This window comes from Bacillus sp. FSL R7-0646, assembly GCF_037969865.1.
In the GTDB taxonomy this organism is placed as follows: Bacteria; Bacillota; Bacilli; order Bacillales; family Bacillaceae; genus Bacillus; species Bacillus licheniformis.
Map to the genome: position 1 here is coordinate 40,001 of NZ_CP150217.1, position 24,372 is coordinate 64,372.

At 44.5% G+C, this 24,372-nt stretch carries 29 protein-coding genes (1 of these 29 running past the window's edge); 28 read left to right on the top strand and 1 reads right to left on the bottom strand.

Annotation, left to right across the window (positions count from 1 at the left end; all coding sequences use genetic code 11):
• From MKY62_RS00205 to rsmI, 12 genes are all read left to right on the top strand, one after another.
• On the top strand, positions 1-330 hold the 3' portion of the coding sequence (locus MKY62_RS00205; RefSeq protein ID WP_003178149.1) for a 5-bromo-4-chloroindolyl phosphate hydrolysis family protein. It extends 288 nt beyond the left edge of the window; only the last 330 of its 618 coding nucleotides appear in the window; its start codon lies off the left edge, out of view; its stop codon occupies positions 328-330.
• A gap of 15 nt (positions 331-345) precedes the next feature.
• Positions 346-1,539 carry a toxic anion resistance protein gene (locus tag MKY62_RS00210; protein ID WP_003178150.1) on the top strand — a complete coding sequence of 398 codons (1,194 nt, stop codon included), beginning with the start codon at positions 346-348 and terminating at the stop codon, positions 1,537-1,539.
• A 140-nt stretch (positions 1,540-1,679) separates the two neighbouring features.
• Entirely contained in the window at positions 1,680-3,122 is a 1,443-nt protein-coding gene (locus tag MKY62_RS00215) for an aminotransferase class I/II-fold pyridoxal phosphate-dependent enzyme (protein WP_025805857.1), read from the top strand.
• Positions 3,119-3,757, top strand: coding sequence for a dTMP kinase (gene tmk / locus MKY62_RS00220; protein ID WP_003178154.1), 639 nt, complete (start codon positions 3,119-3,121; stop codon positions 3,755-3,757). Before MKY62_RS00215 ends, tmk begins: the two co-directional genes overlap by 4 nt.
• A 75-nt stretch (positions 3,758-3,832) precedes the next feature.
• On the top strand, positions 3,833-4,162 hold the full coding sequence (locus tag MKY62_RS00225) for a cyclic-di-AMP receptor (protein WP_003178156.1): 330 nt from the start codon (positions 3,833-3,835) through the stop codon (positions 4,160-4,162).
• Positions 4,163-4,173: 11 nt separating this feature from the next.
• Positions 4,174-4,614 carry a YaaR family protein gene (locus tag MKY62_RS00230; protein WP_003178158.1) on the top strand — a complete coding sequence of 147 codons (441 nt, stop codon included), beginning with the start codon at positions 4,174-4,176 and terminating at the stop codon, positions 4,612-4,614.
• An 11-nt stretch (positions 4,615-4,625) separates the two neighbouring features.
• A complete protein-coding gene (holB, locus tag MKY62_RS00235; RefSeq protein WP_003178160.1) occupies positions 4,626-5,615 on the top strand; it encodes a DNA polymerase III subunit delta' in 990 nt (329 codons plus the stop codon).
• A gap of 2 nt (positions 5,616-5,617) precedes the next feature.
• The gene (locus tag MKY62_RS00240; RefSeq protein ID WP_003178162.1) at positions 5,618-6,445 is read left to right on the top strand and encodes a stage 0 sporulation family protein; all 828 of its coding nucleotides are present in this window, start codon (positions 5,618-5,620) and stop codon (positions 6,443-6,445) included.
• Between the two features lie 14 nt (positions 6,446-6,459).
• Positions 6,460-6,822, top strand: a complete 363-nt coding sequence (yabA, locus tag MKY62_RS00245) for a DNA replication initiation control protein YabA (protein WP_003178164.1) — start codon at positions 6,460-6,462, stop codon at positions 6,820-6,822.
• A gap of 64 nt (positions 6,823-6,886) precedes the next feature.
• On the top strand, positions 6,887-7,630 hold the full coding sequence (locus tag MKY62_RS00250; RefSeq protein WP_003178166.1) for a tRNA1(Val) (adenine(37)-N6)-methyltransferase: 744 nt from the start codon (positions 6,887-6,889) through the stop codon (positions 7,628-7,630).
• A complete protein-coding gene (locus MKY62_RS00255; RefSeq protein WP_003178169.1) occupies positions 7,617-7,910 on the top strand; it encodes a GIY-YIG nuclease family protein in 294 nt (97 codons plus the stop codon). Before MKY62_RS00250 ends, MKY62_RS00255 begins: the two co-directional genes overlap by 14 nt.
• Positions 7,885-8,760 carry a 16S rRNA (cytidine(1402)-2'-O)-methyltransferase gene (gene rsmI, locus MKY62_RS00260; RefSeq protein ID WP_025805862.1) on the top strand — a complete coding sequence of 292 codons (876 nt, stop codon included), beginning with the start codon at positions 7,885-7,887 and terminating at the stop codon, positions 8,758-8,760. The genes MKY62_RS00255 and rsmI overlap by 26 nt, the downstream gene beginning before the upstream one ends.
• Positions 8,761-8,808: 48 nt before the next feature.
• Here rsmI and MKY62_RS00265 read toward each other — a convergent pair whose 3' ends face one another.
• Positions 8,809-9,099 (bottom strand): AbrB/MazE/SpoVT family DNA-binding domain-containing protein, encoded by a 291-nt coding sequence (locus MKY62_RS00265; RefSeq protein WP_085959887.1) that lies wholly within the window; start codon positions 9,097-9,099, stop codon positions 8,809-8,811.
• A gap of 507 nt (positions 9,100-9,606) precedes the next feature.
• Between MKY62_RS00265 and metG the strand changes: the two genes are divergently transcribed.
• The 16 genes from metG (at position 9,607) to pth (ending at position 24,317) form a co-directional block, all read left to right on the top strand.
• The gene (metG, locus tag MKY62_RS00270) at positions 9,607-11,595 is read left to right on the top strand and encodes a methionine--tRNA ligase (RefSeq protein WP_003178175.1); all 1,989 of its coding nucleotides are present in this window, start codon (positions 9,607-9,609) and stop codon (positions 11,593-11,595) included.
• Between the two features lie 84 nt (positions 11,596-11,679).
• Entirely contained in the window at positions 11,680-12,447 is a 768-nt protein-coding gene (locus tag MKY62_RS00275; RefSeq protein ID WP_003178177.1) for a TatD family hydrolase, read from the top strand.
• 116 nt (positions 12,448-12,563) lie between these two features.
• Positions 12,564-13,889 carry a G5 and 3D domain-containing protein gene (locus MKY62_RS00280; protein WP_003178178.1) on the top strand — a complete coding sequence of 442 codons (1,326 nt, stop codon included), beginning with the start codon at positions 12,564-12,566 and terminating at the stop codon, positions 13,887-13,889.
• Between the two features lie 167 nt (positions 13,890-14,056).
• Complete coding sequence (gene rnmV, locus MKY62_RS00285; protein ID WP_003178180.1) at positions 14,057-14,617, top strand: ribonuclease M5; 561 nt, start codon at positions 14,057-14,059, stop codon at positions 14,615-14,617.
• On the top strand, positions 14,610-15,488 hold the full coding sequence (gene rsmA / locus MKY62_RS00290; RefSeq protein WP_003178182.1) for a 16S rRNA (adenine(1518)-N(6)/adenine(1519)-N(6))-dimethyltransferase RsmA: 879 nt from the start codon (positions 14,610-14,612) through the stop codon (positions 15,486-15,488). Before rnmV ends, rsmA begins: the two co-directional genes overlap by 8 nt.
• Before the next feature lie 159 nt (positions 15,489-15,647).
• Positions 15,648-16,529 carry a sporulation peptidase YabG gene (gene yabG / locus MKY62_RS00295; protein ID WP_003178184.1) on the top strand — a complete coding sequence of 294 codons (882 nt, stop codon included), beginning with the start codon at positions 15,648-15,650 and terminating at the stop codon, positions 16,527-16,529.
• A 224-nt stretch (positions 16,530-16,753) separates the two neighbouring features.
• Positions 16,754-17,014 (top strand): Veg family protein, encoded by a 261-nt coding sequence (locus MKY62_RS00300; RefSeq protein WP_003178187.1) that lies wholly within the window; start codon positions 16,754-16,756, stop codon positions 17,012-17,014.
• A gap of 156 nt (positions 17,015-17,170) precedes the next feature.
• On the top strand, positions 17,171-17,356 hold the full coding sequence (locus MKY62_RS00305) for a small, acid-soluble spore protein, alpha/beta type (RefSeq protein ID WP_003178189.1): 186 nt from the start codon (positions 17,171-17,173) through the stop codon (positions 17,354-17,356).
• A gap of 297 nt (positions 17,357-17,653) precedes the next feature.
• Positions 17,654-18,523 (top strand): 4-(cytidine 5'-diphospho)-2-C-methyl-D-erythritol kinase, encoded by an 870-nt coding sequence (gene ispE, locus MKY62_RS00310; RefSeq protein WP_003178192.1) that lies wholly within the window; start codon positions 17,654-17,656, stop codon positions 18,521-18,523.
• 56 nt (positions 18,524-18,579) lie between these two features.
• Complete coding sequence (gene purR, locus MKY62_RS00315) at positions 18,580-19,413, top strand: pur operon repressor (protein ID WP_003178194.1); 834 nt, start codon at positions 18,580-18,582, stop codon at positions 19,411-19,413.
• 17 nt (positions 19,414-19,430) lie between these two features.
• Complete coding sequence (gene ridA, locus MKY62_RS00320; RefSeq protein ID WP_003178196.1) at positions 19,431-19,808, top strand: 2-iminobutanoate/2-iminopropanoate deaminase; 378 nt, start codon at positions 19,431-19,433, stop codon at positions 19,806-19,808.
• A 179-nt stretch (positions 19,809-19,987) separates the two neighbouring features.
• A complete protein-coding gene (gene spoVG, locus MKY62_RS00325; protein WP_003178198.1) occupies positions 19,988-20,281 on the top strand; it encodes a septation regulator SpoVG in 294 nt (97 codons plus the stop codon).
• Between the two features lie 304 nt (positions 20,282-20,585).
• Positions 20,586-21,956 (top strand): bifunctional UDP-N-acetylglucosamine diphosphorylase/glucosamine-1-phosphate N-acetyltransferase GlmU, encoded by a 1,371-nt coding sequence (glmU, locus tag MKY62_RS00330; RefSeq protein ID WP_003178200.1) that lies wholly within the window; start codon positions 20,586-20,588, stop codon positions 21,954-21,956.
• A gap of 20 nt (positions 21,957-21,976) precedes the next feature.
• Complete coding sequence (locus MKY62_RS00335) at positions 21,977-22,927, top strand: ribose-phosphate diphosphokinase (protein ID WP_003178203.1); 951 nt, start codon at positions 21,977-21,979, stop codon at positions 22,925-22,927.
• 80 nt (positions 22,928-23,007) lie between these two features.
• Positions 23,008-23,634 (top strand): 50S ribosomal protein L25/general stress protein Ctc, encoded by a 627-nt coding sequence (locus MKY62_RS00340; RefSeq protein WP_003178205.1) that lies wholly within the window; start codon positions 23,008-23,010, stop codon positions 23,632-23,634.
• Positions 23,635-23,750: 116 nt separating this feature from the next.
• A complete protein-coding gene (gene pth, locus MKY62_RS00345) occupies positions 23,751-24,317 on the top strand; it encodes an aminoacyl-tRNA hydrolase (RefSeq protein WP_003178208.1) in 567 nt (188 codons plus the stop codon).
• The last annotated feature ends 55 nt before the right edge of the window (positions 24,318-24,372 follow it).

A 24,372-nucleotide genomic window follows, 5' to 3' on the forward strand; every position in this document is an offset into this window, starting at 1 on the left:
ATTCAAACTATTAAACAGAATCTAGAAATTCTTCGGATCGTCAGAAAAATTTACAGCATCACAAAGAACGAACCAAAGCGTTTTTATCAGGTTGAACGCTTTTATTATCAAAGCCTTGATTCAATTGTTGAACTGACGGAAAAGCATGCGTTTTTGGCGTCACAGCCAAAGCGCAATGCGAATCTTGAAGTTTCTTTAAGCGAAACGCGTATGATGATCGATAAGCTCGCCAAGCAATTGGAAGACGACCTTTATGACTTGCTGAAAACAGACATTGACCACTTGGAGTTTGAACTGGACGTCGCGAAGCATTCAATGAAAAAAAGCTGATGGAGGAAAGCTGAAATGAGCGAATATAAACCATCGTTACACAAAACTGGCGCACAGCTGGAATTTGATGATTTGCTTTCCGATCCTTTTGGACAAGGAGAAACGCCTGTTTCCGGCGTGGAGGAAAAACTCCGCGGGCAGCAAGTGAATCTGGTTGATACGTTATCTGAAGAAAAACGCCGGCAAGCATTTCAACTGGCCGAACAGATTGACCCGAAAAACCATAACAGCATTACTCTGTATGGAACGCAAGCTCAATCCAAACTCTTGAACTTCTCACATGAGATGCTCGAGCACGTCCAAAAAAAAGATGTCGGTGAAATTGGGCAGGTTTTAAGCGACCTCATGAAAAAGCTTGAACAGGTCAGCCCCGATGAATTGAAAACTGAAAAAAGGAACTTCTTTTCCCGTTTGTTCGGAAGAGTATCCCATTCTGTTCAAGAAATGTTATCAAGGTATCAAAAAACCGGCGCTCAAATAGACAGAATCAGCGTAAAACTTGAGCATTCCAAAAGCGCACTGATCAATGATAATAAGATGCTCGAACGGCTTTATGAAAAAAATAAAGAATATTATGAGGCACTGAATGTCTATATTGCAGCCGGTCAGCTGAAGCTGGAAGAATTAAATCATAAAACCATTCCCGAATTAAAAGAGAAATCGAAAACTGAACATCACCATATGGCCGTTCAGGAAGTAAACGATATGATTCAGTTTGCCGACCGGCTGGAAAAGCGGGTTTATGATCTAACGTTAAGCAGGCAAATTACGCTGCAGAGCGCCCCGCAAATCCGTTTGATCCAGCACACAAATCAAGTGCTGGCGGAAAAGATTCAATCTTCGATTATGACAGCAATCCCTCTTTGGAAAAACCAGGTTGCTATTGCGCTCACCCTGTTGAGGCAGCGCCGAGCAGTAGAGGCTCAAAAACAGGTGTCGGCCACAACAAACGAACTGCTCTTGAAAAATGCCGAGATGCTGAAGGCCAATACGATCGAAACGGCAAAGGAAAATGAACGAGGCTTTATTGATATTGAAACATTGAAACAAGTGCAGGACAATCTGATCGGTACACTTGAGGAGACGCTTAAAATTCAAGAGGAAGGCCGTTCAAAGCGGCTGCAGGCAGAAGAAGAAATAAGGGCAATGGAAGATGGTCTCAAGGCTAAGCTGCTGGACATGAAAGAAAACCAAAACCGTAGATCATAAGCAAGATTAACATTTACCAAATGGTCCGCCCTTTATGTAATCCGCCTTGAAGGGTATAATAAATGCAGAATGTCATATCGGCATCCGGCAGCGCCTGGATGCCGAAGAAAATAGAGAAGATGACTAAAGGATCGGTTTATATGAAGACACCTTTATATACAGCATTGGTGAACCATGCTGAAGGACATCATTATTCTTTTCACGTTCCGGGACATCACAATGGAGATGTCTTTTTTGATGAAGCAAAAACTTTTTTTGAAACGATTCTCAAAGTGGATCTAACTGAACTGACAGGACTGGATGATTTACATGAGCCATCTGGCGTCATCAAGGAAGCACAGGATTTAGTTTCGAGGCTTTACGGAGCGGAAGAAAGCTTTTTTCTCGTCAATGGTTCGACCGTTGGGAATCTGGCTATGATCCTGGCTGTTTGTCAGCCGGCTGATACGATACTCGTTCAGCGTAACTGCCATAAGTCTGTATTTCATGCGATTGAACTTTCAGGCGCCCATCCGGTTTTTTTGACACCGGAAATTGATGAGGCGATGGCTGTTCCCACACATATACTGTACGAAACAGTTGAAGATGCAATTTCACAATATCCGCACGCAAAAGGGATCGTGTTGACATATCCAAATTACTACGGCCATGCAGTTGATCTGAAGCCGATCATAGAAAAGGCCCACCAACACGATATTCCCGTTTTAGTCGACGAGGCTCACGGCGCCCATTTTGTGCTGGGCCATCCATTTCCCCAGTCGTCGTTGAAAGCGGGCGCTGATGCCGTCGTCCAGTCCGCGCATAAAACGCTCCCGGCGATGACGATGGGGTCCTATCTGCATCTTAACAGCGGCAGGATCAACAGGGACAGACTGGCATACTATCTGTCCGTGCTTCAAAGCAGCAGTCCTTCCTACCCAATCATGGCATCTTTGGATATAGCTAGGGCATACGCCGAAGATATCTTGAAAACAAATCGAACAGCCGATATTGAGAAAGAGCTCATCAATATGAGAGAAGTCTTTTCTCAAATAAACGGAGCTGATATTGTCGAGCCGGCTGATGCCCGTATCCGGCAAGATCCGCTTAAGCTGTGTATCAGATCAGCGTACGGCCACTCCGGTTTTGAACTGAAATCCATATTTGAAGCAAACGGCATCCATCCTGAATTGGCAGATGAAAGGCAAGTCCTGTTGATCCTGCCGCTTGAAGGAAAAAATATGCCCGCGCCGGAACTGATCAGCACAATCAGTAAAGACATGAAAGATACAGCAGTTCGAAATGATCTTCCTGCCGGAATCGGAATCCCTTCTGAAAAAGTCACGGCTTTGCCTTACCGGAAAAGCAAGTTGTCTGCCTTCAAAAAAGAATCGGTGCCTTTTACCGAAGCAGCGGGCAGAATAAGCGCCGAATCGGTCACACCTTATCCTCCGGGCATTCCGTTGATCATGGCGGGTGAGAGAATAACAAAAGAGACGATCAGCCGGCTGACGCGGCTCGTCGATCTGAATGTACACATTCAGGGCAGCAATCAGCTCAAACAAAAGCAATTAACTGTATATATAGAAGAGGAGAAATCATGAACGGTTTATTTATTACTTTTGAAGGGCCTGAAGGTGCGGGGAAAACGACAATCCTTCAGGCTGCGGCAGACCAATTGACGAAAAACGGCCATTCTGTTCTTGCGACAAGGGAGCCGGGCGGCATTGAAATATCAGAACGAATTCGCGAGGTTATTTTAAATCCAAGCCATACAGCAATGGATCCCAAAACAGAGGCCTTGTTGTATGCGGCCGCAAGAAGGCAGCACCTAGTCGAAAAAGTAAAACCGGCGCTTGAAGAAGGGAAAATCGTCTTATGCGACCGGTTCATCGACAGCTCGCTTGCTTATCAGGGGTATGCCAGGGGACTCGGCATTGATGAAGTATTTTCTGTTAATCAATTCGCGATCGGCAGCCTGATGCCGAATGTGACGATTTATTTCGACATTGACCCGGAAGAGGGAATCAAACGAATCGATTTAAATGATGCAAGAGAGAAAAACCGGCTTGATTTGGAAAAACTCCACTTTCATCAGCTTGTTCAAAAAGGCTACGAAGAAGTTATGAACCGGTTCCCCGGACGATTTCGGATTGTGGATGCCAGCCAAAGTGTTGAACTTGTGTTAAAAAGGGTAAATAACATCATTGAGGAAGCATTAAAAGAAAATCAGTTGTGACCAGTTTACCATTCATTGTTATAATGGTAACAAGAGTATCCTTAAAGTGTTTCCATCCAAAAGGGGGCTTTTCATATGAAGTTAATTATCGCTGTTGTTCAAGACCAAGACAGCAACCGGCTTTTAAAGGCTTTGACCGATCACAATTTTCGCGTGACCAAACTGGCGTCGACCGGCGGCTTTCTGAAATCGGGAAACACAACCTTCATGTTGGGTGTAGATGATATTCGAGTAGACAAAGCTTTAAGCTTGATAAAAGAAAACGGAAGCAAGCGGGATCAGCTGATTGCCCCTGTTTCTCCAATGGGCGGAAATGCTGATTCATATGTTCCTTATCCTGTTGAGGTTGAAGTGGGCGGAGCAACCGTTTTTGTACTGCCGATCGAGCAATTCCATCAATTTTAAGGGTTGAGGATATGAAAATAAGTCAAGAACTGCGTACAATGATAGAGAAACAGCAGACTCCGCCTGCAAGAGGAGAAAATGTTTCTGCTTCATTTAAAGAGAAGATGAATATACAAAGCGGCAAGCTTCGAGTTGAACAGCTGACAATGCTTTTAACAGATATTGAAGCGTTCGGAAAACGCCTCTCAAAATCGAGAAACTTCAAAGATTTGGCCAGGTTCAAAGGCTTGATCAAACGATTTGTAAAAGAGACCGTTGAAAACGGTCTGACGGTGGAGAATTCAAGAAGCTTCGATCTGTACGGAAACAGCCGGACATTAAGCATTGTGAAAGAACTGGACGAAAAGCTTGTGCAATTAACTGAGGATCTTATGGATCAAGAAAAATCCTCTATCGAACTTTTGGAACGCATTGGCGAAATAAAGGGTTTACTGATAAACCTTTACACATAGAGAGTGATGGTATGGCTACAACCTGGACAGAAATGCAGAAGCTTCAGCCACGGGTTATGAAGCTTTTGCAAAATAGTATAGAAAGAAATCGGCTTGCCCACGCCTATTTATTTGAAGGGCGCAAAGGGACGGGCAAATTAGACGCGGCAACCCTTCTGGCAAAAAGCTTTTTTTGCCTTGAAGATGGAGCAGAGCCATGTGAGTCATGCAGGAACTGCCAGCGGATTGAATCTGGAAACCATCCGGACGTACACGTCGTCCATCCGGACGGCCTTTCCATTAAAAAGGGACAAATCCAGGCGCTTCAGGAAGAGTTTTCTAAGACCGGTTTGGAATCGCATAAAAAGCTGTATATTATTTCCCATGCGGATCAAATGACGGTCAATGCGGCGAACAGCCTTCTAAAGTTTTTAGAGGAACCGAGCAGCGATACAATCGCTGTTCTTTTAACGGAACAGCCGCAAAAATTGCTCGATACGATCATATCGAGATGCCAGGTTTTATCCTTTCAGTCGCTGCAGCCCGAATCGATTGAAAAGGAACTGGTCAAACAAGAGGTCTCACCGAATATTGCAGCCCTTTTGTCGAATATGACCAACAATTTATCGGAAGCGCTCGAATTGAGTCGAAATGATCAGTTTGCAGAGTCGCGAGCGAAAGTGATAAAATTGTATGAAGTCTTACACCAGCGAAAAGGACATGCTTTTTTCTATATTCAAGATCAGTGGATGCCCTTTTTCAAGGAGAAAGACCACCAAGAAATGGGTCTTGATATGCTTTTATTTATATATCGCGACGTGTTGTCCATTCAGTTGGGACATGAAGATAAAATACTATTTCAGGACTTATTCCAATCATTAAAACAGCATGCGCTGCAAACAACACAACAAAGAGTGACAAACCAGATACTTGCTGTTTTAGAAGCAAAAAAACGGCTTTATTCCAATGTGAATGCTCAAGGATTAATGGAGCACTTGGTTTTAATGCTGCAGGAGGGATAAGCTTGTACAACGTTATTGGTGTCCGCTTTAAAAAAGCGGGCAAAATATATTATTTCGATCCGAACGGATTTCAGATAGATAAAGACAGCTGTGTGATCGTCGAAACGGTTCGCGGTGTTGAATACGGGCAGGTTGTCATTGCCAACAAGAAAGTAGACGAGAACGATGTCGTGCTGCCTTTAAGAAAAGTGATCAGAGTTGCGGATGAACGCGACCGCCTGATCGTTGAGGAGAATCAAGAAGCTGCGCTGTCCGCCTTTGATGTCTGCCAGAAAAAGGTTAACGAGCACGGCCTTGAGATGAAACTGGTCGATGTGGAATTCACTTTTGACCGCAACAAAGTCATTTTTTATTTTACGGCTGATGGAAGAGTCGATTTTAGAGAACTCGTCAAAGATTTGGCATCGATCTTTAAAACGAGAATCGAGCTGAGACAAATCGGCGTCAGAGATGAAGCGAAGATGCTCGGCGGTATCGGACCGTGTGGAAGAATGCTTTGCTGTTCCACGTTTTTAGGTGATTTTGAGCCCGTTTCTATTAAAATGGCAAAGGATCAAAATCTGTCGCTGAATCCGACGAAGATTTCCGGACTATGCGGACGGCTGATGTGCTGTCTAAAGTATGAAAACGATGAATACGAAACAGCCAAAGAACAGCTTCCGGATATCGGGGAAGTGATCGCCACGTCCAGCGGCCCGGCAAAAGTCGTCGGGTTGAATATTCTCGAACGCATTCTCCAGGTTGAACTGACAGACTGCGACAAAGTTGTTGAATATACGTGGGATGAGCTGTTGCAAGAAGGTGTCGTATCTGCACAAACCACAGATTAACGAGGTGTGAAACCTTGGATAAAAAAGAATTGTTTGATACAGTGATAAGTTTAGAAGAACAAATCGGGTCCCTTTACCGCCAGCTTGGAGATCTCAAGCAGCATATCGGGGAAATGATTGAAGAAAACAATCATTTACAGCTTGAAAACGAGCATTTGCGCAAGAGGCTGGAAGAGACGGATCAAAGGCTAAAAAGCGTAAAATCCGATGAAAAAGAGATAAAAGCAGAAAAGACAGGGCATGCTGATATTGGAGAGGGCCATGATAATTTGGCTCGCCTGTATCAGGAGGGCTTCCATATTTGCAACATCCATTACGGAAGTGTTCGCAAAGAAGGAGACTGTCTGTTCTGCCTCTCGTTTTTAAATAAAAAATAAGAAAGGCTTCCGGCGGAACGGAAGCCTTTTTAACGGTACAATGTGTTTAGGAAAGGGAAAAGACATGATTCAATTAAAAGATGATGAACGACTGGATTATTTACTGGCGGAAGATATGAAAATCGTGCAAAGCCCGACAGTTTTTGCATTTTCCTTAGATGCTGTTCTGCTGTCGAAATTTGCTTACGTTCCGATACAAAAAGGAAACATCATTGATTTGTGCACAGGGAACGGGATTGTTCCGCTGCTTCTCAGCACCCGCACAAAAGCCGCCATCACCGGGGTGGAAATTCAGGAAAGGCTGTATGACATGGCCCTCCGCAGCGTGGAATACAACAACCTGCAAAAACAGATTCATCTCATCAGGGACGACCTGAAAAATATGCCGCAGGTGCTCGGATACAATAAGGCCGATGTCGTCACATGCAATCCTCCTTATTTCAAGACGCCGCAAAAAACGGAGCAAAACCTAAATGAACATTTGGCCATTGCCAGACATGAAATCTACTGCACGCTTGAAGATGTTATTCGCGTCAGCAGCAAGCTATTAAAGCAGGGCGGCAAACTCGCTCTCGTTCACCGGCCGGGGAGGCTGCTCGAAATCTTTGAATTGATGAAGGCCTTTCAAATCGAGCCGAAGCGGGTCCAATTTGTTTACCCGAAAAAAAGCAAAGAAGCCAACACCATTTTAGTAGAAGGAATAAAAGACGGCCGACCTGACCTGAAAATTTTGCCTCCTTTGTTTGTGTATGATGAACAAGATCAATATACACATGAAATAAGGAAGATTTTATATGGAGACGAATAGCCATTACTTTTACGTGCTTTCGTGCCGGGACGGCAGCTTGTACGCAGGCTATACAAACAATATCGAAAAGCGCCTGAAAACGCATAATGACGGGAAGGGCGCCAAGTATACGAGGGCAAGGCTGCCGGTTAAACTCCATTATGCAGAGTGCTTTTCAACGAAACGAGAAGCGATGCAGGCCGAGTACTATTTCAAAAAATTATCGAGAAAAAACAAAGAACGTTATATAGAAGAAAAAAGACGGGAGGGTGTTGATTATCAACCGGCAAAAGAGTTTTGACCAAAAATCAGACATGGGTATGTTATATCTCGTACCGACTCCCATCGGCAATTTAGAGGATATGACATTTCGGGCGGTTTCTGTGTTAAAAGAGGCGGACATTATCGCGGCGGAGGATACGAGGCAGACGAAGAAATTGTGCCATGTGTATGAAATTGAGACACAGCTTGTCAGCTACCATGAACACAATAAAGAAAGCAGCGGACATAAAATTTTGGAATGGCTGAAAGAAGGAAAAAACGTCGCATTGGTCAGTGACGCCGGAATGCCGACAATATCTGACCCCGGGGCTGAAATCGTCCGCGATTTTATCGAAATGGGCGGCTATGTCGTACCCCTGCCCGGTGCAAATGCGGCTTTGACCGCACTGATTGCCTCAGGCATTGCGCCGCAGCCGTTTTTCTTTTTCGGCTTTTTGGACCGCAGCAAACGGGAAAGGAAAAAACAGCTCGAGGCTTTGAAGAACAGACAGGAAACGATGATTTTTTACGAGTCGCCGCATCGGCTGAAAGAAACCTTGGCGGCCATCAGAGAGGTATTCGGCAATCGGCAAATCGCATTGACAAGGGAACTCACGAAAAAATTCGAAGAATTTATCAGAGGTTCGATCGAAGAAGCACTCACATGGTCTGAACAGGAACAGGTGCGCGGAGAGTTTTGCCTTGTGATCGAAGGAAGCCGTGAAGAAACGATTGAAGAGGCGGTCTGGTGGGAGCATCTTTCAGAAAAAGAACATGTCGAGCATTATATCAGCGAAGGATATCCTTCAAAAGAAGCCATTAAAAAAACCGCGGTTGACCGCGGCGTTCCGAAACGGAAAATTTATGACGCTTACCATATTCAAAACTAAAAAACCGCCCTTGCTTCGGCAAGAGCGGTTTTTGTATAATCAAAATAATTATTTTTGAGATTGAAGTTGTGCTTGAATTTCGTTAATGATTTGCTCAGCGCCTTCAGGGCTAAGAACCAATTTACCGCCTGCAAGTTTAAGGTTGTCATCAGAAACCTCACCTGTAACTTGGCAAGTCATGTTTGGTTTATATTTTTTCAAGATGATTTTTTCGTCATCTACATAGATTTCAAGAGCGTCTTTTTCTGCGATTCCAAGCGTACGGCGAAGTTCGATTGGAATCACCACGCGTCCTAGTTCATCAACTTTACGTACAATACCTGTAGATTTCATATTCATTCTCCTCCCGAAAGATTGTTATTTTTATAGGTGTTTATTATCTTCGTCATTATTCGACAAAATCCTTACAGTCCTAGCATAACAAGGTTTCCAATAAACGTCAATCATTTTCTTTTCTATTGTTTGTAAAAATTAGATCATATAGTCAAAAGACCTTGGAAGAACTGATGTAACAAGGGAATTGAAGATGATAAAACAGTATGATCAATCAAAAAAAAGCCCTTAAATCAAGACTTTCGAACTAAGGTTTTTCCTCATATCGATTATATACGACATTATTCGACAATGAAAGCATTTTTTTGTCGAAGTATAATATTTCTTTCTGTTAAGAAATTTGTAATCGACCGTATTCATGATGGATCGACAATGTATATTTTCTTGAACTTGAAGGCTAAGATGGTATCATATAAAGAGGGATTATATATTGAGTATATACTGAATGAATACACATGCCGCTCTCGTCCTTTGGGCGGGAGTTTTTTGACATTTTAATTGGGAGGTTCCATCATGCCGCAAGAAAAAAATACGTTTTACATCACTACACCCATTTATTACCCAAGTGGGAAGCTACATATTGGACATGCCTACACGACCGTTGCAGGTGATGCGATGGCTCGTTATAAAAGACTGAGAGGCTTTGATGTCAGATACTTAACTGGTACAGATGAGCACGGACAAAAAATTCAGCAAACGGCGGAGAAGGAAAACATCACTCCGCAGGAATTGGTCGATCGTGCGGCAGAAGACATTCAGCAGCTTTGGAAAAAGCTCGACATATCCAATGACGACTTCATTCGGACGACAGAGGAACGTCATAAAAAAGTGATCGAAAAGGTATTTCAGAAGCTGCTTGACAATGGTGACATATATCTTGATGAATATGAGGGCTGGTACAGCATCCCTGACGAAACGTTTTACACCGAAACCCAGCTCGTTGATGTCGAGCGAAACGAGAAAGGCGAAGTTATCGGAGGGAAAAGTCCTGACAGCGGCCACCCCGTTGAGCTAATCAAAGAGGAATCTTACTTCTTCCGCATGGGAAAATACGCGGATCGGCTTCTCGCTTTCTATGAAGAAAATCCTGAATTCATCCAGCCTGAATCCCGGAAAAATGAAATGATCAACAACTTTATCAAACCGGGTCTTGAAGATTTGGCTGTTTCCCGGACGACGTTCGACTGGGGGATAAAAGTGCCCGGCAATCCGAAGCATGTCATCTATGTTTGGATAGATGCGCTGTTTAATTACATTACGGCACTTGGCTTTAATACGGAAAACGATGAAAATTATCAAAAATATTGGCCGGCAGACGTTCATCTTGTCGGTAAGGAGATCGTCCGCTTCCATACCATTTACTGGCCGATTATGCTGATGGCATTGGACCTTCCGCTGCCGAAAAAGGTTTTTGCCCACGGGTGGCTGCTGATGAAAGATGGAAAAATGTCTAAATCAAAAGGCAATGTGGTTGACCCGGTCACATTAATCGACAGATACGGACTAGATGCATTGCGTTATTATCTTCTCCGCGAAGTGCCGTTCGGTTCTGACGGCGTATTTACACCGGAAGGATTTGTCGAGCGGATTAACTATGATTTAGCGAATGATTTAGGCAACCTGCTGAACAGAACGGTCGCCATGGTCAACAAATACTTTGACGGCCGGATTCAGTCGTATGAAGGCCCGGTTACCGCTTTTGACGAACCGTTGTCATCATTCTCGCAAAAGACAATTGAAGCGTACGAGCAGGCGATCGAAAATATGGAGTTTTCCGTTGCGCTTTCATCATTGTGGCAGTTTGTCAGCAGAACGAATAAATACATCGACGAGACAGCCCCTTGGGTACTGGCAAAAGATAAGGATAAAGAAAAAGAGCTTCAATCGGTCATGTACCATTTGGCGGAGTCATTGCGCATCACTGCTGTATTGCTGCAGCCGTTCTTAACGCAGACGCCTGAAAAGATTTTCGCACAGCTTGGCGTTACGGATGCGTCACTGAAAACCTGGGACAGCATTCAAAGCTTCGGCCAGCTGAAATCTGTGACAGTTCAAAAAGGAGAACCATTGTTCCCGCGTCTTGAGGCGGAAGACGAAGTCGCTTATATCAAATCAAAAATGCAGGGAACGGCTCCAAAAGAAGAACCAAAGCAAGAGGAAAAAGCACATGAACGGCTTCCGGAAATCACGATAGACGATTTTATGAGCACAGAGCTCAGAGTGGCTGAAGTCATTCATGCTGAACCCGTCAAAAAAGCGGATCGTCTGTTAAAACTCCAGCTTGATTTAGGCTTTGAAAAACGCCAAGTCGTTTCAGGAATTGCCAAGCACTACAAACCTGAAGAGCTTGTCGGCCGGAAAGTCATTTGTGTAACAAATTTAAAACCGGTCAAACTAAGAGGAGAACTTTCTCAAGGCATGATATTGGCTGGAGAGGACAACGGCGTTCTCTCGCTTGCGGCGGTAGACAGTTCATTAGCAAACGGAACGCGAATCAAATAAATGCAGGCAAAGGGTGTTCCACGTGTAACATTTCGTCGAACACCTTTTGTTTTTTCGACAATTTCTTAAAAAGGTGGCATTTTCATGTTATTTGATACACATGCTCATTTAAACGCTGAGCAATTTAACGAGGATTTGGAAGAAGTCATTGCTCGGGCAAAGGAAGAAAAAGTGGAGCACATTGTCGTGGTAGGATTCGATCGTCCGACGATCAAGCGTGCGATGGAATTGATTGAAGAATACGATTTTATTTATGCAGCCATCGGGTGGCATCCGGTTGACGCAATTGATATGACCGATGAAGATTTGGCTTGGATCAAAGACCTGTCCGCCCATGAGAAAGTTGTGGCGATCGGAGAAATGGGACTTGATTATCATTGGGATAAGTCGCCGAAGGACGTTCAAAAAGAGGTGTTCAGAAAACAGATCGCTTTGGCAAAAGAAGTCGGCTTGCCAATCGTGATTCACAACCGTGATGCAACGGAGGATGTCGTTTCTATTTTGCGGGAAGAAGGGGCCGAGGAAGTCGGCGGGATCATGCACTGTTATACAGGAAGCGCTGAAATTGCACAAGAGTGCATCGATATGAATTTCTACCTATCTTTCGGCGGACCCGTCACATTTAAAAACGCCAAAAAACCGAAGGAAGTGGTCAAACAAATACCAAATGACCGGCTTTTAATTGAGACGGACTGCCCGTATTTAACGCCGCATCCATACAGAGGAAAGCGGAATGAACCTAGCTATGTCAAACTTGTCGCCGAACAGATTGCCGAATTAAAAGGAATGACTTATGAAGAAATAGCGGCCGTCACCACAGAAAATGCAAAAAAACTTTTCGGCATCAGCTGACACGATTTGATATCGAGCCTTGTTCAAGCTTGTCTCTTCGGGGGATGGTTCTAAAAAGTTCTACATGTCTGTTTACGCTCATAGGATATCTTTGTCGACAAGTCTTTCTTTCTTTTATGAGGTGGTTTTCCCATAATAAAAGAGATGGCGGGCTTGCGGAGAAAATAGAGAGGAGGGTTGACAGGCTTGTAGATACTCTATATAATCTCCCCGAGGAGAAGGAGGCGTTTTTCATCATACAAAAAATGAAAAAGCTGTTTTCCGTAAAGCTTAGCAAAAGCAGATGGATTCTGATTGCTGCTGGACTGCTTGTCGCAGGGAGCGGAACTGCTTACGGAGCACATGAGCTCGCTAAACAGCAAGTCACCATTTCGATAAACGGGAAAAAGCAGGATGTTCGCACGAATGCTAAAACCGTAGGTGAACTGCTGAAAAGCTTAGACATCGAGACGAGGAAAGAAGATCACATCTCTCCCGCTGAAGATACAAAATTAACGGCGAACATGAATGTTGAATATGTTGCCGCAAAACCTGTTCATTTCACGGTCGACGGACAGGAAAAGGAAATCTGGACAACAGCGGGTACAGTCGGCAAACTTCTGAAAGACTTAAATTTAGAGTTGGCGGAACACGATCAAATTGACCCCTCAGTTGATAAAGAAATAACGAAAGATATGAAGCTGACTTTGCAAAGGGCTTTTAAAGTAACCGTAAAGGATGCCGGTAAAGATAAAGACCTATGGACGACTTCGACTACGGTCGCTGACTTTTTAAAACATCATAAGATCAGCATAAAAGGCGATGATGAAGTTAAGCCTGCGCTTGATAAAAAGCTGACGAAAGATCAGGCGATTCACATTACTCGTATCAAAAAAGTCACCGATGTAGTGGAAGAGAACATCCCTTTTGAAGTCCGGAAAAAAGAGGACGATTCACTTGAAAAGGGGAAAGAAAAAGTTGTACAGGACGGTAAACATGGCAAGCTTAAAAAGCACTATGCCGTTGTTATGAAAAACGGCAAGGAAGTTTCCAGAGAACTGATTAAAGAGGAAACGGCAGCCGAAAGCAAAGCCAAAATCATCGCTGTCGGTACAAAGCAAGCCGCAGTGGCTAAAGTCAGCGCGAATGTATCGCGCGGAAATCAATCCTCAGGAAAGGAATTTTATGTATCCTCTACAGCTTATACAGCAAGCTGCAACGGATGCTCAGGCCACACTGCGACCGGCGTTAATTTGAAAAATAATCCCGGCGCTAAAGTGATCGCTGTCGATCCGAGCGTTATTCCGCTGGGTTCCAAAGTACATGTAGAAGGATATGGCTATGCGGTTGCGGCCGATACAGGCTCAGCCATCAAAGGCCGAAAAATCGATGTATTCTTTCCGAATAAGTCTACAGCTTACCGCTGGGGAAACAAAAGAGTTAAAATCAAGGTGTTGAACTAAATATCATTTATTATGCTTTTTATATAAGCAGAGGGATTTTGCGCCCTCTGTTTTTTTGGTTATAATAGATCCATCTTGTTTTCTAATAAATTAGACGGTTTTATTACAAAAAGGTTTCAATCATTTTAAAAATGTAATAAAAGGTTTTTCAACATACGGAGGAAGAAATGAAGATTAAAGAAATCATCGTTGTCGAAGGCCGTGATGACACCGCTAAAATCAAATCGGCTGTTGATGCAGATACGATCGAAACGAACGGATCTGCCATAGGGGAAGACGTCATCAAACGGATTCGGCTCGCCCAGGAAACGCGCGGGGTTATTATTTTAACCGATCCCGATTTCCCGGGGGAAAAAATCAGAAAAACGATTGCAGAAAAGGTCCCCGGCTGCAAGCATGCATTTTTGCCCAAGCATTTGGCAAAGCCTAAAAATAAACGCGGAATCGGTGTCGAACACGCTTCGCTTGAAGCGATCCGCGAATGCTTAATGACCGTTCAGGAGGAAATGGAAGCGACGGAACCTGAGATTGAGGCCCGGGATTTAATCGAAGCCGGCCTGATCGGAGGCCCGCTGGCAAAACAAAGGCGGGAGCGGCTCGGCGAAATATTGAATATCGGCTATACAAATGGGAAACAGCTTCAAAAGCGGCTGCAAATGTTTCAGATCAAAAAGAGTGATTATTTAAGCGCACTGGATGCTGTGCTGCGGGAGGAAGAACATGAATAAAGATATCGCCACCCCAATTAGGACTAAGGAAATTCTCAATAAATACGGATTTTCATTCAAAAAAAGCCTGGGGCAGAACTTCTTGATTGACACGAACATATTGGACAGAATTGTCGACCATGCCGGTGTGACGGAGCGTACAGGCGTGATTGAAATCGGTCCGGGGATCGGGGCATTGACCGAGCAGCTGGCAAAGCGTGCGAAGAAAGTAACGGCCTTTGAGATCGACCAACGGCTTCTGCCGATTTTAGAAGATACGCTTTCTCCGTATGATAATGTGACTGTCATTCACCAGGATGTCCTGAAGGCCGATGTCCGAGCGGTAATGGACGAACAGTTTCAAGACTGCGATGAGGTGATGGTTGTCGCCAACCTCCCGTATTACGTCACGACTCCGATCATCATGAAGCTTTTAGAAGAAAATCTGCCGCTGAAAGGAATCGTCGTCATGCTTCAAAAAGAGGTGGCGGACCGAATGGCTGCAAAACCTTCTTCAAAGGAATACGGGTCCCTTTCCATCGCGGTGCAGTTTTATACGGAGGCCAAAACGGTCATGAATGTACCAAAGACCGTATTTGTCCCTCAGCCTAACGTAGATTCCGCGGTCATCAGGCTGACGCTGAGGAAAGAGCCGGCTGTGGCCGTTCAAGATGCTGCCTTTTTCTTTCAAGTCGTAAAAGCAAGCTTTGCACAGCGTCGAAAAACGCTTTTCAACAACCTCGTCAACAATCTGCCGAATGGCAAAGAGAATAAATCAAAAATTGAAAGAGCGCTTCAGGATTCACATATCGACGGAAAACGACGCGGAGAGTCGCTTAGCATTGAAGAGTTCGCCGTCTTATCTGACCGCTTGAGAGAAGTCCTTCTTTAATGGAGGGCTTTTTTTATTGATGCCGGGCTTTAAGCCTGATCAGGCTTGTCATCCGTTCACCACTTGAAGGGCAGGCACATAGGCTAAAGAAGCACCTTTACTTTTTCGTTGCTTGATGTTCATCAGGATGGGGCTTAGTCTATGTGTGGAGTGAAAAGCATGCAATTTAAAATAGGCGATATGGTCGTCAGAAAATCTTATCGAAGAGATATTTTATTTCGAATTATAAGAATTGATCAATCGGCAAATGGAGAACCTGTAGCCGTTTTGCACGGAGATGAGGTCAGATTAATCGCTGACGCGCATTTGGGGGATCTTGAGATTGTCCGCGAGGCTGAGCGGCAGATGAGAAAGCGGGAAGAAGAAACGAGAATGAAGGAATCCCTCGATCTTCTCCGCCAGGATTACAAACTCCTTCACGATAAACATGAGTACCGCGCCACAAACCAATATAACAATCAACAGCAGTACTTTCATATGCCCGGAAGAGTCCTTCATTTAGACGGGGATTCGGCTTATTTGAAAAAGTGTCTGGCGCTCTACGAAAAGATCGGGGTTCCTGTATACGGCATTCATTGCTATGAAAAGAAAATGTCATCAGTCATCGAGGAACTGATCGATGAATACCGCCCGGATCTTCTCGTCATTACCGGACACGATGCCTATTCTAAGCAGAAGGGCGATATTAACAATCTGGATGCCTACAGGCATTCAAAAGATTTTATCGAAACCGTTCAAAAAGCGAGAAGAAAAATTCCCCATCTTGATCAGCTCGTCATTTTTGCCGGCGCATGCCAGTCCCATTTTGAATCACTGATCAGAGCCGGTGCAAATTTCGCAAGCTCTCCGTCCAGAGTCAACATCCATGCGCTTGATCCGGTCTATATAGTCGCAAAAATCAGCTTCACTCCGTTTATGGACCGCATTAACGTCTGGGAAGTGCTCAGAAATACCTTGACGAGAGAAAAGGGGCTCGGAGGTATTGAGACGCGGGGCGTATTGCGTATTGGAATGCCATATAAAACAAAAGCAAACGATTAAACGAGCCCGCCGGATGGCGGGTTTTTGCTATGCACACGAAATGTTTTTACCTTTTTTTTAAAAACATACATAATGAAACGAAAAATGAGGAAAATAAGGGAAAGTCGGCGTATAATTTGTCACAAATATTTTATTGACAGAGGCTTATGAACGTTGATATAATTTAAATTTTATTTGACAAAAATGGGCTTCTGGTGTATACTGAATATAGTGAGGTGGATGCAATGGCGAAAACGTTGTCCGATATTAAAAGATCGCTTGATGGACATTTGGGAAAAAGGCTGACGTTAAAAGCAAACGGTGGCCGCCGAAAAACGATTGAGCGTTCGGGCATTTTAGCTGAGACGTACCCTTCTGTTTTTGTGATACAACTAGACCAAGACGAGAATTCGTTTGAAAGAGTTTCATACAGTTATGCGGATATTCTTACTGAGACGGTTGAATTGAGGTTTTCCGATGATAAAACCAGCTCAGTAGCCCTTTAATAAGCAGTGGACTTTATGTTTGCTGCTTTTTGTTTTGCCTTTTTTTATCCAAAATTTTTCGGGGAAGTTCTGCACAAATCGAGCAAAGCTAATACATGTCACTTGTTTTATGATGAGTCAGACGGATGGTATGATACTTGAAAGGGGCTGTTTCGCATGGGCAGACGTCGAAGCATCATGTCAGAGGAATTCAAAAATGAATTGGCTAAAGATCTTGGATTTTACGATACGGTAAAGACCGAGGGCTGGGGCGGAATTCGGGCCAGAGACGCCGGCAACATGGTGAAAAGGGCCATCGAATTAGCCGAACAGCATATGGCTCAAAATCAGCAAAATCATTAAAACAGTGACATACGGGGGACGCTTCTGTCCTCCGTTTTTTTCATTGATCCGTTTTCAGTGTTCAGCCGCTGTAAGCGACCTGGGAATCATGGCGAGGGGCGCATTCGCAATCTGAAGGAATGACCGCATGCCAAAGGCGAGGCATCCTGCGCAGGCGCATGCATTTGTACTTGCGAGGAATGACCGCATGCTAAGAGCGAGGCGTCCTGCCTCAGGCGCATGCATTTGTACGTCCTGTACTTCAAAATATGTTACAATGTGGATACTTATGTTTAGATGGAGAAGTAGGTGAATGGATTGCGTATTTTAGAGAAGGCGCCGGCTAAAATTAATTTGTCGCTCGACGTTCGCCGCAAACGTCCAGATGGGTATCATGAAGTAGAGATGGTCATGACGACGATTGATTTGGCGGATCGGGTCGAATTAACAGAGCTGGCAGAAGATAAAGTAACGGTTTCTTCGCATAACCGCTTTGTTCCCGACGATCAGCGAAACCTTGCTTATCAGGCTGCAATGCTCATGAAAGAACGCTACGGCATTAAAAAAGGGGTTTCCATTTTTATTACGAAAGTGATTCCCGTTGCTGCGGGCCTTGCAGGAGGAAGCAGCGATGCGGCTGCCGTCTTCAGAGGATTGAACCGGCTGTGGGATTTGAAGCTTTCGATGAATGAACTGGCTGAGCTTGGCGCTGAGATCGGATCTGATGTCTCCTTTTGCGTACATGGAGGAACGGCTCTTGCAACGGGAAGGGGAGAGAAAATCCGTCATATCGAGACTCCGCCGCACTGCTGGGTAGTGCTGGCAAAGCCGACGATCGGCGTATCAACTGCAGAAGTGTACAAGCAGCTGAAAGTCGACGAGATTGAACATCCGGATGTTCAAGGTATGATTGCTGCGATTGAAGAGAAGAATTTTCAAAAAATGTGTGACAAGCTCGGCAATGTACTCGAATCTGTTACATTGAATATGCACCCCGAAGTCGCGATGATCAAAAATCAAATGAAGCGGTTCGGCGCCGATGCTGTGCTGATGAGCGGGAGCGGCCCCACTGTGTTCGGACTTGTTCAATACGAATCAAAAGTGCAAAGAATCTATAACGGATTAAGAGGGTTTTGCGATCAGGTTTATGCGGTGCGGATGATCGGAGAACAAAATGAACTTGATTAAATCCGTATGTTAAGTTATATTGTTTTTAAAAATATTCGGATTTTGGAGGTAAGTGCATGAAGTTTCGTCGAAGCGGCAGATTGGTGGATCTGACAAATTATTTGTTGACCCATCCGCATGTCTTAGTGCCATTAACCTTCTTTTCAGAACGGTATCAATCTGCTAAATCATCCATTAGTGAAGATTTAACCATCATTAAGCAGACCTTCGAGCAGCAGGGAATCGGAACGCTTCAGACCGTGCCGGGAGCAGCCGGCGGCGTTAAATACATTCCAAAGGTAAAACGCGATGAAGCGGAGGAATTTGTAAAGTCGCTCGGTGAGTCATTGATCGATTCGGAACGGATATTGCCCGGCGGATATTTGTATTTAACCGATATCCTTGGAAAGCCCTCTGTATTAACGAAGGCCGGCAAAATTTTTGCTTCCGCTTTTTCAGACAGGGAGATCGATGTCGTGATGACGGTGGCGACAAAAGGCATTCCTTTGGCATATGCGGTAGCCAGCTACCTTGATGTGCCGACAGTGGTCGTCAGAAAAGACAATAAGGTAACTGAAGGGTCAACGGTCAGCATCAACTATGTGTCCGGATCATCCAACCGCATTCAGACGATGTCTCTTGCAAAACGAAGCTTGCAGACGGGCTCGCACGTTTTGATCATAGACGACTTTATGAAAGCGGGAGGAACGATCAACGGCATGATCAATCTTCTCGATGAATTCAATGCCCATGTAGCGGGCATCGGTGTTCTTGTGGAAGCTCAGGGAGTCAAGGAGCGGCTGGTCGATGAGTATATGTCCCTTTTGACTCTTTCTGAAATTGATATGAAGGAAAAAAAGGTGGAAATACAAAACGGAAATTTTCAGCGTTTTTTTGCAGAAAATGAATAGGAAATGGGGAGTTTGAGATGACAAAGGTTGTTCAGACAAAAGAAGCACCGGCGGCGATCGGACCGTATTCACAAGGAATTGTTGTCAACAATATGTTTTACAGTTCAGGGCAAATTCCGCTGACCCCGTCGGGTGAAATGGTGACTGGAGACATCACAGAACAGACGCACCAGGTTTTCCGCAATTTAAAAGCCGTGCTGAAAGAAGCGGGCGCCTCTCTGGAGACTGTCGTCAAAGCAACCGTGTTTCTGGCGGATATGAATCAATTCACAGAGGTGAATGAAGTTTACGGACAGTACTTCGATACCCACAAACCGGCGAGATCATGCGTTGAGGTGGCGAGGCTGCCGAAAGACGCGCTTGTTGAAATAGAAGTCATCGCATTAGTGAAATAGAAAGAACTCTTAAAAGATGGTTTTGGTCTCAAAATCATCTTTTTTGTTTGGAAAATTTGTCAATTCAGTGTTTTTTTATCCCAATATTACAAAAATATTTTTAATTATGCAGGAAAACAAAAAAAGCCGTTGAATAGTTACACTAATGTTTTTATATTGGGAAAAGGTGGTGAACTACTGTGGAAGTTACCGACGTAAGATTACGCCGCGTGAATACCGATGGTCGCATGAGAGCGATTGCATCCATCACGCTGGATCACGAATTTGTAGTGCATGATATTCGTGTAATTGATGGAAACAATGGTCTTTTCGTTGCGATGCCAAGTAAGCGTACACCTGATGGAGAATTTCGTGATATCGCTCATCCAATCAACTCAAGCACCCGCGGAAAAATTCAGGACGCGGTGTTAAATGAATATCATCGTTTGGGTGACGTTGAGGAAATAGAATATGAAGAAGCTGGAGCTTCTTAAAAAAGAAGGGCTTATGGATAAGCCCTTTTTGTTTTGAAAAAAAATGATCTTATCATAATAAAATGACAATATATGGTTTGTGTCTGCGTATAACAGTAGCAGGAAGGTAAAGCATGCGAACTCGGATAACAAAGCGCATGCAGAAGGAATCAATCCGTCTCCCTGATCAGTTAATCCTAAATATGCTCTAAACATCCAAAATATGCTGTCTTGATTTCCCGATTTCTCATTTTGGCTTGCTTGAAATCAACTCATATTTAGGATATATTTTTCTATGGATAATAGGGATAATGGAGGCCAATACATGGATAAGCGGTTTGCAGTTGTGTTAGCAGCTGGTCAAGGAACAAGAATGAAATCAAAGCTATATAAAGTTCTTCATCCTGTTTGCGGAAAACCTATGGTCGAGCATGTTGTCGATGAAGCTCGCAAGCTATCATTAGAAAAACTTGTCACAATAGTTGGACATGGTGCGGAAGATGTCAAAAAACAGCTCGGGGAAAAAAGCGAATATGCCCTGCAGGCTGAACAGCTCGGCACGGCCCATGCCGTCAAGCAGGCCAAGTCGATTCTTGGAAGCGAAAAAGGAACAACAATCGTCATCTGCGGAGATACCCCGCTTTTAACTGCCGAAACGATGGAAGCCATGCTCACGGAGCATCAGAAAAAAGCAGCAAAGGTGACGATTTTAACCGCTGTAGCGGAAGATCCGACAGGCTACGGACGCATTATTCGCAATGAAAACGGCGATGTTGCAAAGATTGTCGAACACAAAGATGCAACAGAAGAGGAAAGGCTTGTCAAAGAAATCAACACAGGCACCTACTGTTTTGACAACGAAGCTCTTTTTCAAACGATCGAGCAGGTTTCCAATGACAACGTACAGGGGGAATATTATCTTCCGGATGTCATTGAGATCTTGAAAAATCAAGGTGAAACTGTAGCCGCTTATCAGACTGGCAACTTCCAGGAAACGCTCGGAGTCAATGACAGAGTCGCCCTATCACAAGCGGAAATCTATATGAAGCAGCGGATCAATAAACGCCACATGCAGAACGGCGTCAGCTTAATCGATCCCGACAACACATACATTTCACCGGAAGCCGTGATCGGCAGGGATACCGTGATTTATCCCGGCACCGTCATTAAAGGGCGGGTTGTTATCGGTGAAGACGCGGTCATCGGACAGAACAGCGAACTGGAAAACAGTACGGTCGGCAGCAGAACGGTCATTAAGCAGTCCGTTATCGTGGACAGTGAAGTCGGCGACGATGTTACAATCGGACCGTTTGCTCATATCAGGCCCGACTCAAAGATCGGCAATGAGGTAAGGATCGGGAATTTCGTCGAAGTGAAAAAATCGGAATTTGGTGATCGCAGCAAAGCATCTCATTTAAGCTACATAGGGGACGCGGAAATCGGAACGGATGTCAATCTCGGCTGCGGGTCGATTACCGTAAATTATGATGGGAAACATAAGTTTAAAACGAAAATTGAAAATGGGGCATTTATCGGCTGCAACTCCAATTTGGTCGCTCCGGTGACAATCGGCGAAGGCGCATACGTAGCTGCGGGTTCAACGATTACCGACGATGTGCCAGGCCGGGCTTTGTCTATTGCCAGAGCAAGACAAGTCAATAAGGAAGACTACGCTGAGAACATACACAAAAAATAATCCTAAATCGGAGGTTTACCATGTCTAAATATGAAGACGACAATTTGAAGATTTTTTCTTTAAACTCAAATCCGGGTCTTGCGAAGGAAATCGCGGATATCGTCGGAGTTGAGCTGGGAAAGAGTTCTGTTAAACGCTTTAGCGACGGTGAAGTCCAAATTAACATTGAAGAAAGCATCCGCGGCTGCGACTGCTATGTCATCCAATCGACTAGCGCGCCGGTGAACGAGCATATCATGGAGCTTTTGATCATGGTGGATGCGCTGAAACGCGCGTCGGCGAAAACGATTAATATCGTGATGCCTTACTACGGCTATGCCCGTCAGGACCGTAAAGCGCGTTCCCGCGAGCCGATCACAGCCAAACTCGTGGCAAATCTGCTGGAAACCGCCGGAGCTACCCGTGTGATTGCACTTGATCTTCACGCGCCGCAAATCCAAGGTTTCTTTGATATACCGATCGATCATTTAATGGGTGTTCCGATTTTAGGAAATTATTTTGAAGAGAAAAATTTCAAGGATATCGTGATTGTGTCCCCTGACCACGGCGGTGTGACCCGTGCCCGCAAATTGGCGGACCGCTTGAAAGCGCCGATTGCGATTATCGACAAACGCCGACCTAAGCCGAATGTAGCCGAGGTTATGAATATCATCGGGCATATCGAAGGAAAAACAGCCATTTTAATTGATGATATTATTGATACTGCAGGAACGATTACGCTGGCGGCCAATGCGCTCGTTGAAAGCGGCGCAGAGGAAGTGTATGCATGCTGTACACATCCGGTTCTTTCCGGTCCGGCGATCGAAAGAATCGACAATTCCAAAATTAAAGAGCTCGTTGTGACCAACAGCATTGAGCTTCCTGAAGAAAAGAAAATCGCGAAATTCAAGCAGCTTTCTGTCGCACCGCTTCTGGCAGAAGCAATTATTCGTGTGCATGAGAAACAATCTGTCAGCTTCCTGTTCGATTAATTTGCTGATTCTGGTTTAAAGTTTTGTCGTTATGGGAATGGTTTTAGAAAGACCAATCTAACGATAGGATGGTGCTGAAAATGGCAATTTTAAAAGCGGAAGAAAGAACGGATTCCAGACGGTCTTCTTTAAGAAGAATTCGGCAATCCGGGTATGTGCCGGGTGTCATTTACGGAAGAAATCTGGAGAACAAATCCGTTGCGTTAGACAGTATCGAGCTTTTAAAAATCTTGCGCGCTGAGGGCAAAAATACGATTATCAACTTGGATATAAACGGTGACCAACACTCTGTTATGGTGACTGAGCTGCAGACGGATCCGTTAAAAGATTCAATCGTACATGCCGATTTTAAAGTGGTTGATATGGAAGCGGAAATGGAGGCGACGGTTCCTGTAAACCTTACGGGTGAAGCAGAGGGCATCAAACAGGGCGGTGTTCTTCAGCAGCCGCTTTACGAGCTGTCTGTCACAGCAAAGCCGAAGAACATTCCGCAGACGATCGAGGTTGATATTTCCAGTCTCGAAGTCAATGATGTTCTAACCGTCGGCGATATTCCGACCAAAGGCGATTATTCATACAACCATGAGCCTGATGAAGTTGTTGCATCCATTCTTCCTCCTCAAAAGCAGGAAGAAACAGAAGCCGAATCAGCTGCTCAAGACGTTGAGGAACCAGAAAAAGGCACTGAAGAGGAAAAAGAAGAATAAATACGTAAGACGTAATCCGCCCGCGGTTACGTCTTTTGTGCTAGAATGAGGGGAAATTAGGATGCTCCCCCTCAGTATGCTGAGGCAGGGTTTTGCTTAAGGGAGGATATAGAATAATGCTTGTGTTTGCAGGATTGGGCAATCCGGGTAAAACATATGAAAATACGAGACACAATGTAGGTTTTATGACGATTGACGAGCTCTCGAAAGAGTGGAACATTCCGCTTGATAAAACAAAGTTCAACGGACAATACGGAATCGGGTTTGTTTCCGGCAAAAAGGTTCTACTTGTTAAGCCGCTTACATATATGAATTTATCGGGAGAATGTTTGAGGCCGCTTTTGGACTATTACGAGATCCCTGTTGACAATTTGAAAGTGATTTACGATGATTTGGATCTTCCGACCGGAAGAATCCGTCTGAGGACGAAAGGAAGCGCAGGAGGCCATAACGGCATCAAATCGACGATTCAGCATCTGGGAACAAGTGAGTTTAACCGGATCAGAATCGGAATAGGCCGTCCGGTAAACGGCATGAAAGTCGTCGATTATGTGCTTGGCGCTTTTACAGATGAAGAAGAGCCGGCGATAAAAGAGGCCGTCAGACAATCGGCCAAGGCCTGTGAAGCTTCTTTGGAAAAACCTTTTTTAGAAGTCATGAATGAATTTAACGCAAAGGTATAAGGCAAAAGGGAACGGAACATACTAGTCTTAAAAAGACTCGGTATGGAGGTTCCTT

What these genes read in the sequence shown, in the direction of transcription:
- MKY62_RS00210 (WP_003178150.1), top strand. Translation starts at nt 346, where the DNA reads ATGAGCGAATATAAACCATCGTTACACAAAACTGGCGCACAGCTGGAA.
- MKY62_RS00215 (WP_025805857.1), top strand. Translation starts at nt 1,680, where the DNA reads ATGAAGACACCTTTATATACAGCATTGGTGAACCATGCTGAAGGACAT.
- tmk (WP_003178154.1), top strand. Translation starts at nt 3,119, where the DNA reads ATGAACGGTTTATTTATTACTTTTGAAGGGCCTGAAGGTGCGGGGAAA.
- MKY62_RS00225 (WP_003178156.1), top strand. Translation starts at nt 3,833, where the DNA reads ATGAAGTTAATTATCGCTGTTGTTCAAGACCAAGACAGCAACCGGCTT.
- MKY62_RS00230 (WP_003178158.1), top strand. Translation starts at nt 4,174, where the DNA reads ATGAAAATAAGTCAAGAACTGCGTACAATGATAGAGAAACAGCAGACT.
- holB (WP_003178160.1), top strand. Translation starts at nt 4,626, where the DNA reads ATGGCTACAACCTGGACAGAAATGCAGAAGCTTCAGCCACGGGTTATG.
- MKY62_RS00250 (WP_003178166.1), top strand. Translation starts at nt 6,887, where the DNA reads ATGATTCAATTAAAAGATGATGAACGACTGGATTATTTACTGGCGGAA.
- MKY62_RS00255 (WP_003178169.1), top strand. Translation starts at nt 7,617, where the DNA reads ATGGAGACGAATAGCCATTACTTTTACGTGCTTTCGTGCCGGGACGGC.
- MKY62_RS00265 (WP_085959887.1), bottom strand. Translation starts at nt 9,099, where the DNA reads ATGAATATGAAATCTACAGGTATTGTACGTAAAGTTGATGAACTAGGA.
- metG (WP_003178175.1), top strand. Translation starts at nt 9,607, where the DNA reads ATGCCGCAAGAAAAAAATACGTTTTACATCACTACACCCATTTATTAC.
- MKY62_RS00275 (WP_003178177.1), top strand. Translation starts at nt 11,680, where the DNA reads ATGTTATTTGATACACATGCTCATTTAAACGCTGAGCAATTTAACGAG.
- MKY62_RS00280 (WP_003178178.1), top strand. Translation starts at nt 12,564, where the DNA reads ATGAGGTGGTTTTCCCATAATAAAAGAGATGGCGGGCTTGCGGAGAAA.
- rnmV (WP_003178180.1), top strand. Translation starts at nt 14,057, where the DNA reads ATGAAGATTAAAGAAATCATCGTTGTCGAAGGCCGTGATGACACCGCT.
- rsmA (WP_003178182.1), top strand. Translation starts at nt 14,610, where the DNA reads ATGAATAAAGATATCGCCACCCCAATTAGGACTAAGGAAATTCTCAAT.
- yabG (WP_003178184.1), top strand. Translation starts at nt 15,648, where the DNA reads ATGCAATTTAAAATAGGCGATATGGTCGTCAGAAAATCTTATCGAAGA.
- MKY62_RS00300 (WP_003178187.1), top strand. Translation starts at nt 16,754, where the DNA reads ATGGCGAAAACGTTGTCCGATATTAAAAGATCGCTTGATGGACATTTG.
- MKY62_RS00305 (WP_003178189.1), top strand. Translation starts at nt 17,171, where the DNA reads ATGGGCAGACGTCGAAGCATCATGTCAGAGGAATTCAAAAATGAATTG.
- purR (WP_003178194.1), top strand. Translation starts at nt 18,580, where the DNA reads ATGAAGTTTCGTCGAAGCGGCAGATTGGTGGATCTGACAAATTATTTG.
- ridA (WP_003178196.1), top strand. Translation starts at nt 19,431, where the DNA reads ATGACAAAGGTTGTTCAGACAAAAGAAGCACCGGCGGCGATCGGACCG.
- glmU (WP_003178200.1), top strand. Translation starts at nt 20,586, where the DNA reads ATGGATAAGCGGTTTGCAGTTGTGTTAGCAGCTGGTCAAGGAACAAGA.
- MKY62_RS00335 (WP_003178203.1), top strand. Translation starts at nt 21,977, where the DNA reads ATGTCTAAATATGAAGACGACAATTTGAAGATTTTTTCTTTAAACTCA.
- MKY62_RS00340 (WP_003178205.1), top strand. Translation starts at nt 23,008, where the DNA reads ATGGCAATTTTAAAAGCGGAAGAAAGAACGGATTCCAGACGGTCTTCT.
- pth (WP_003178208.1), top strand. Translation starts at nt 23,751, where the DNA reads ATGCTTGTGTTTGCAGGATTGGGCAATCCGGGTAAAACATATGAAAAT.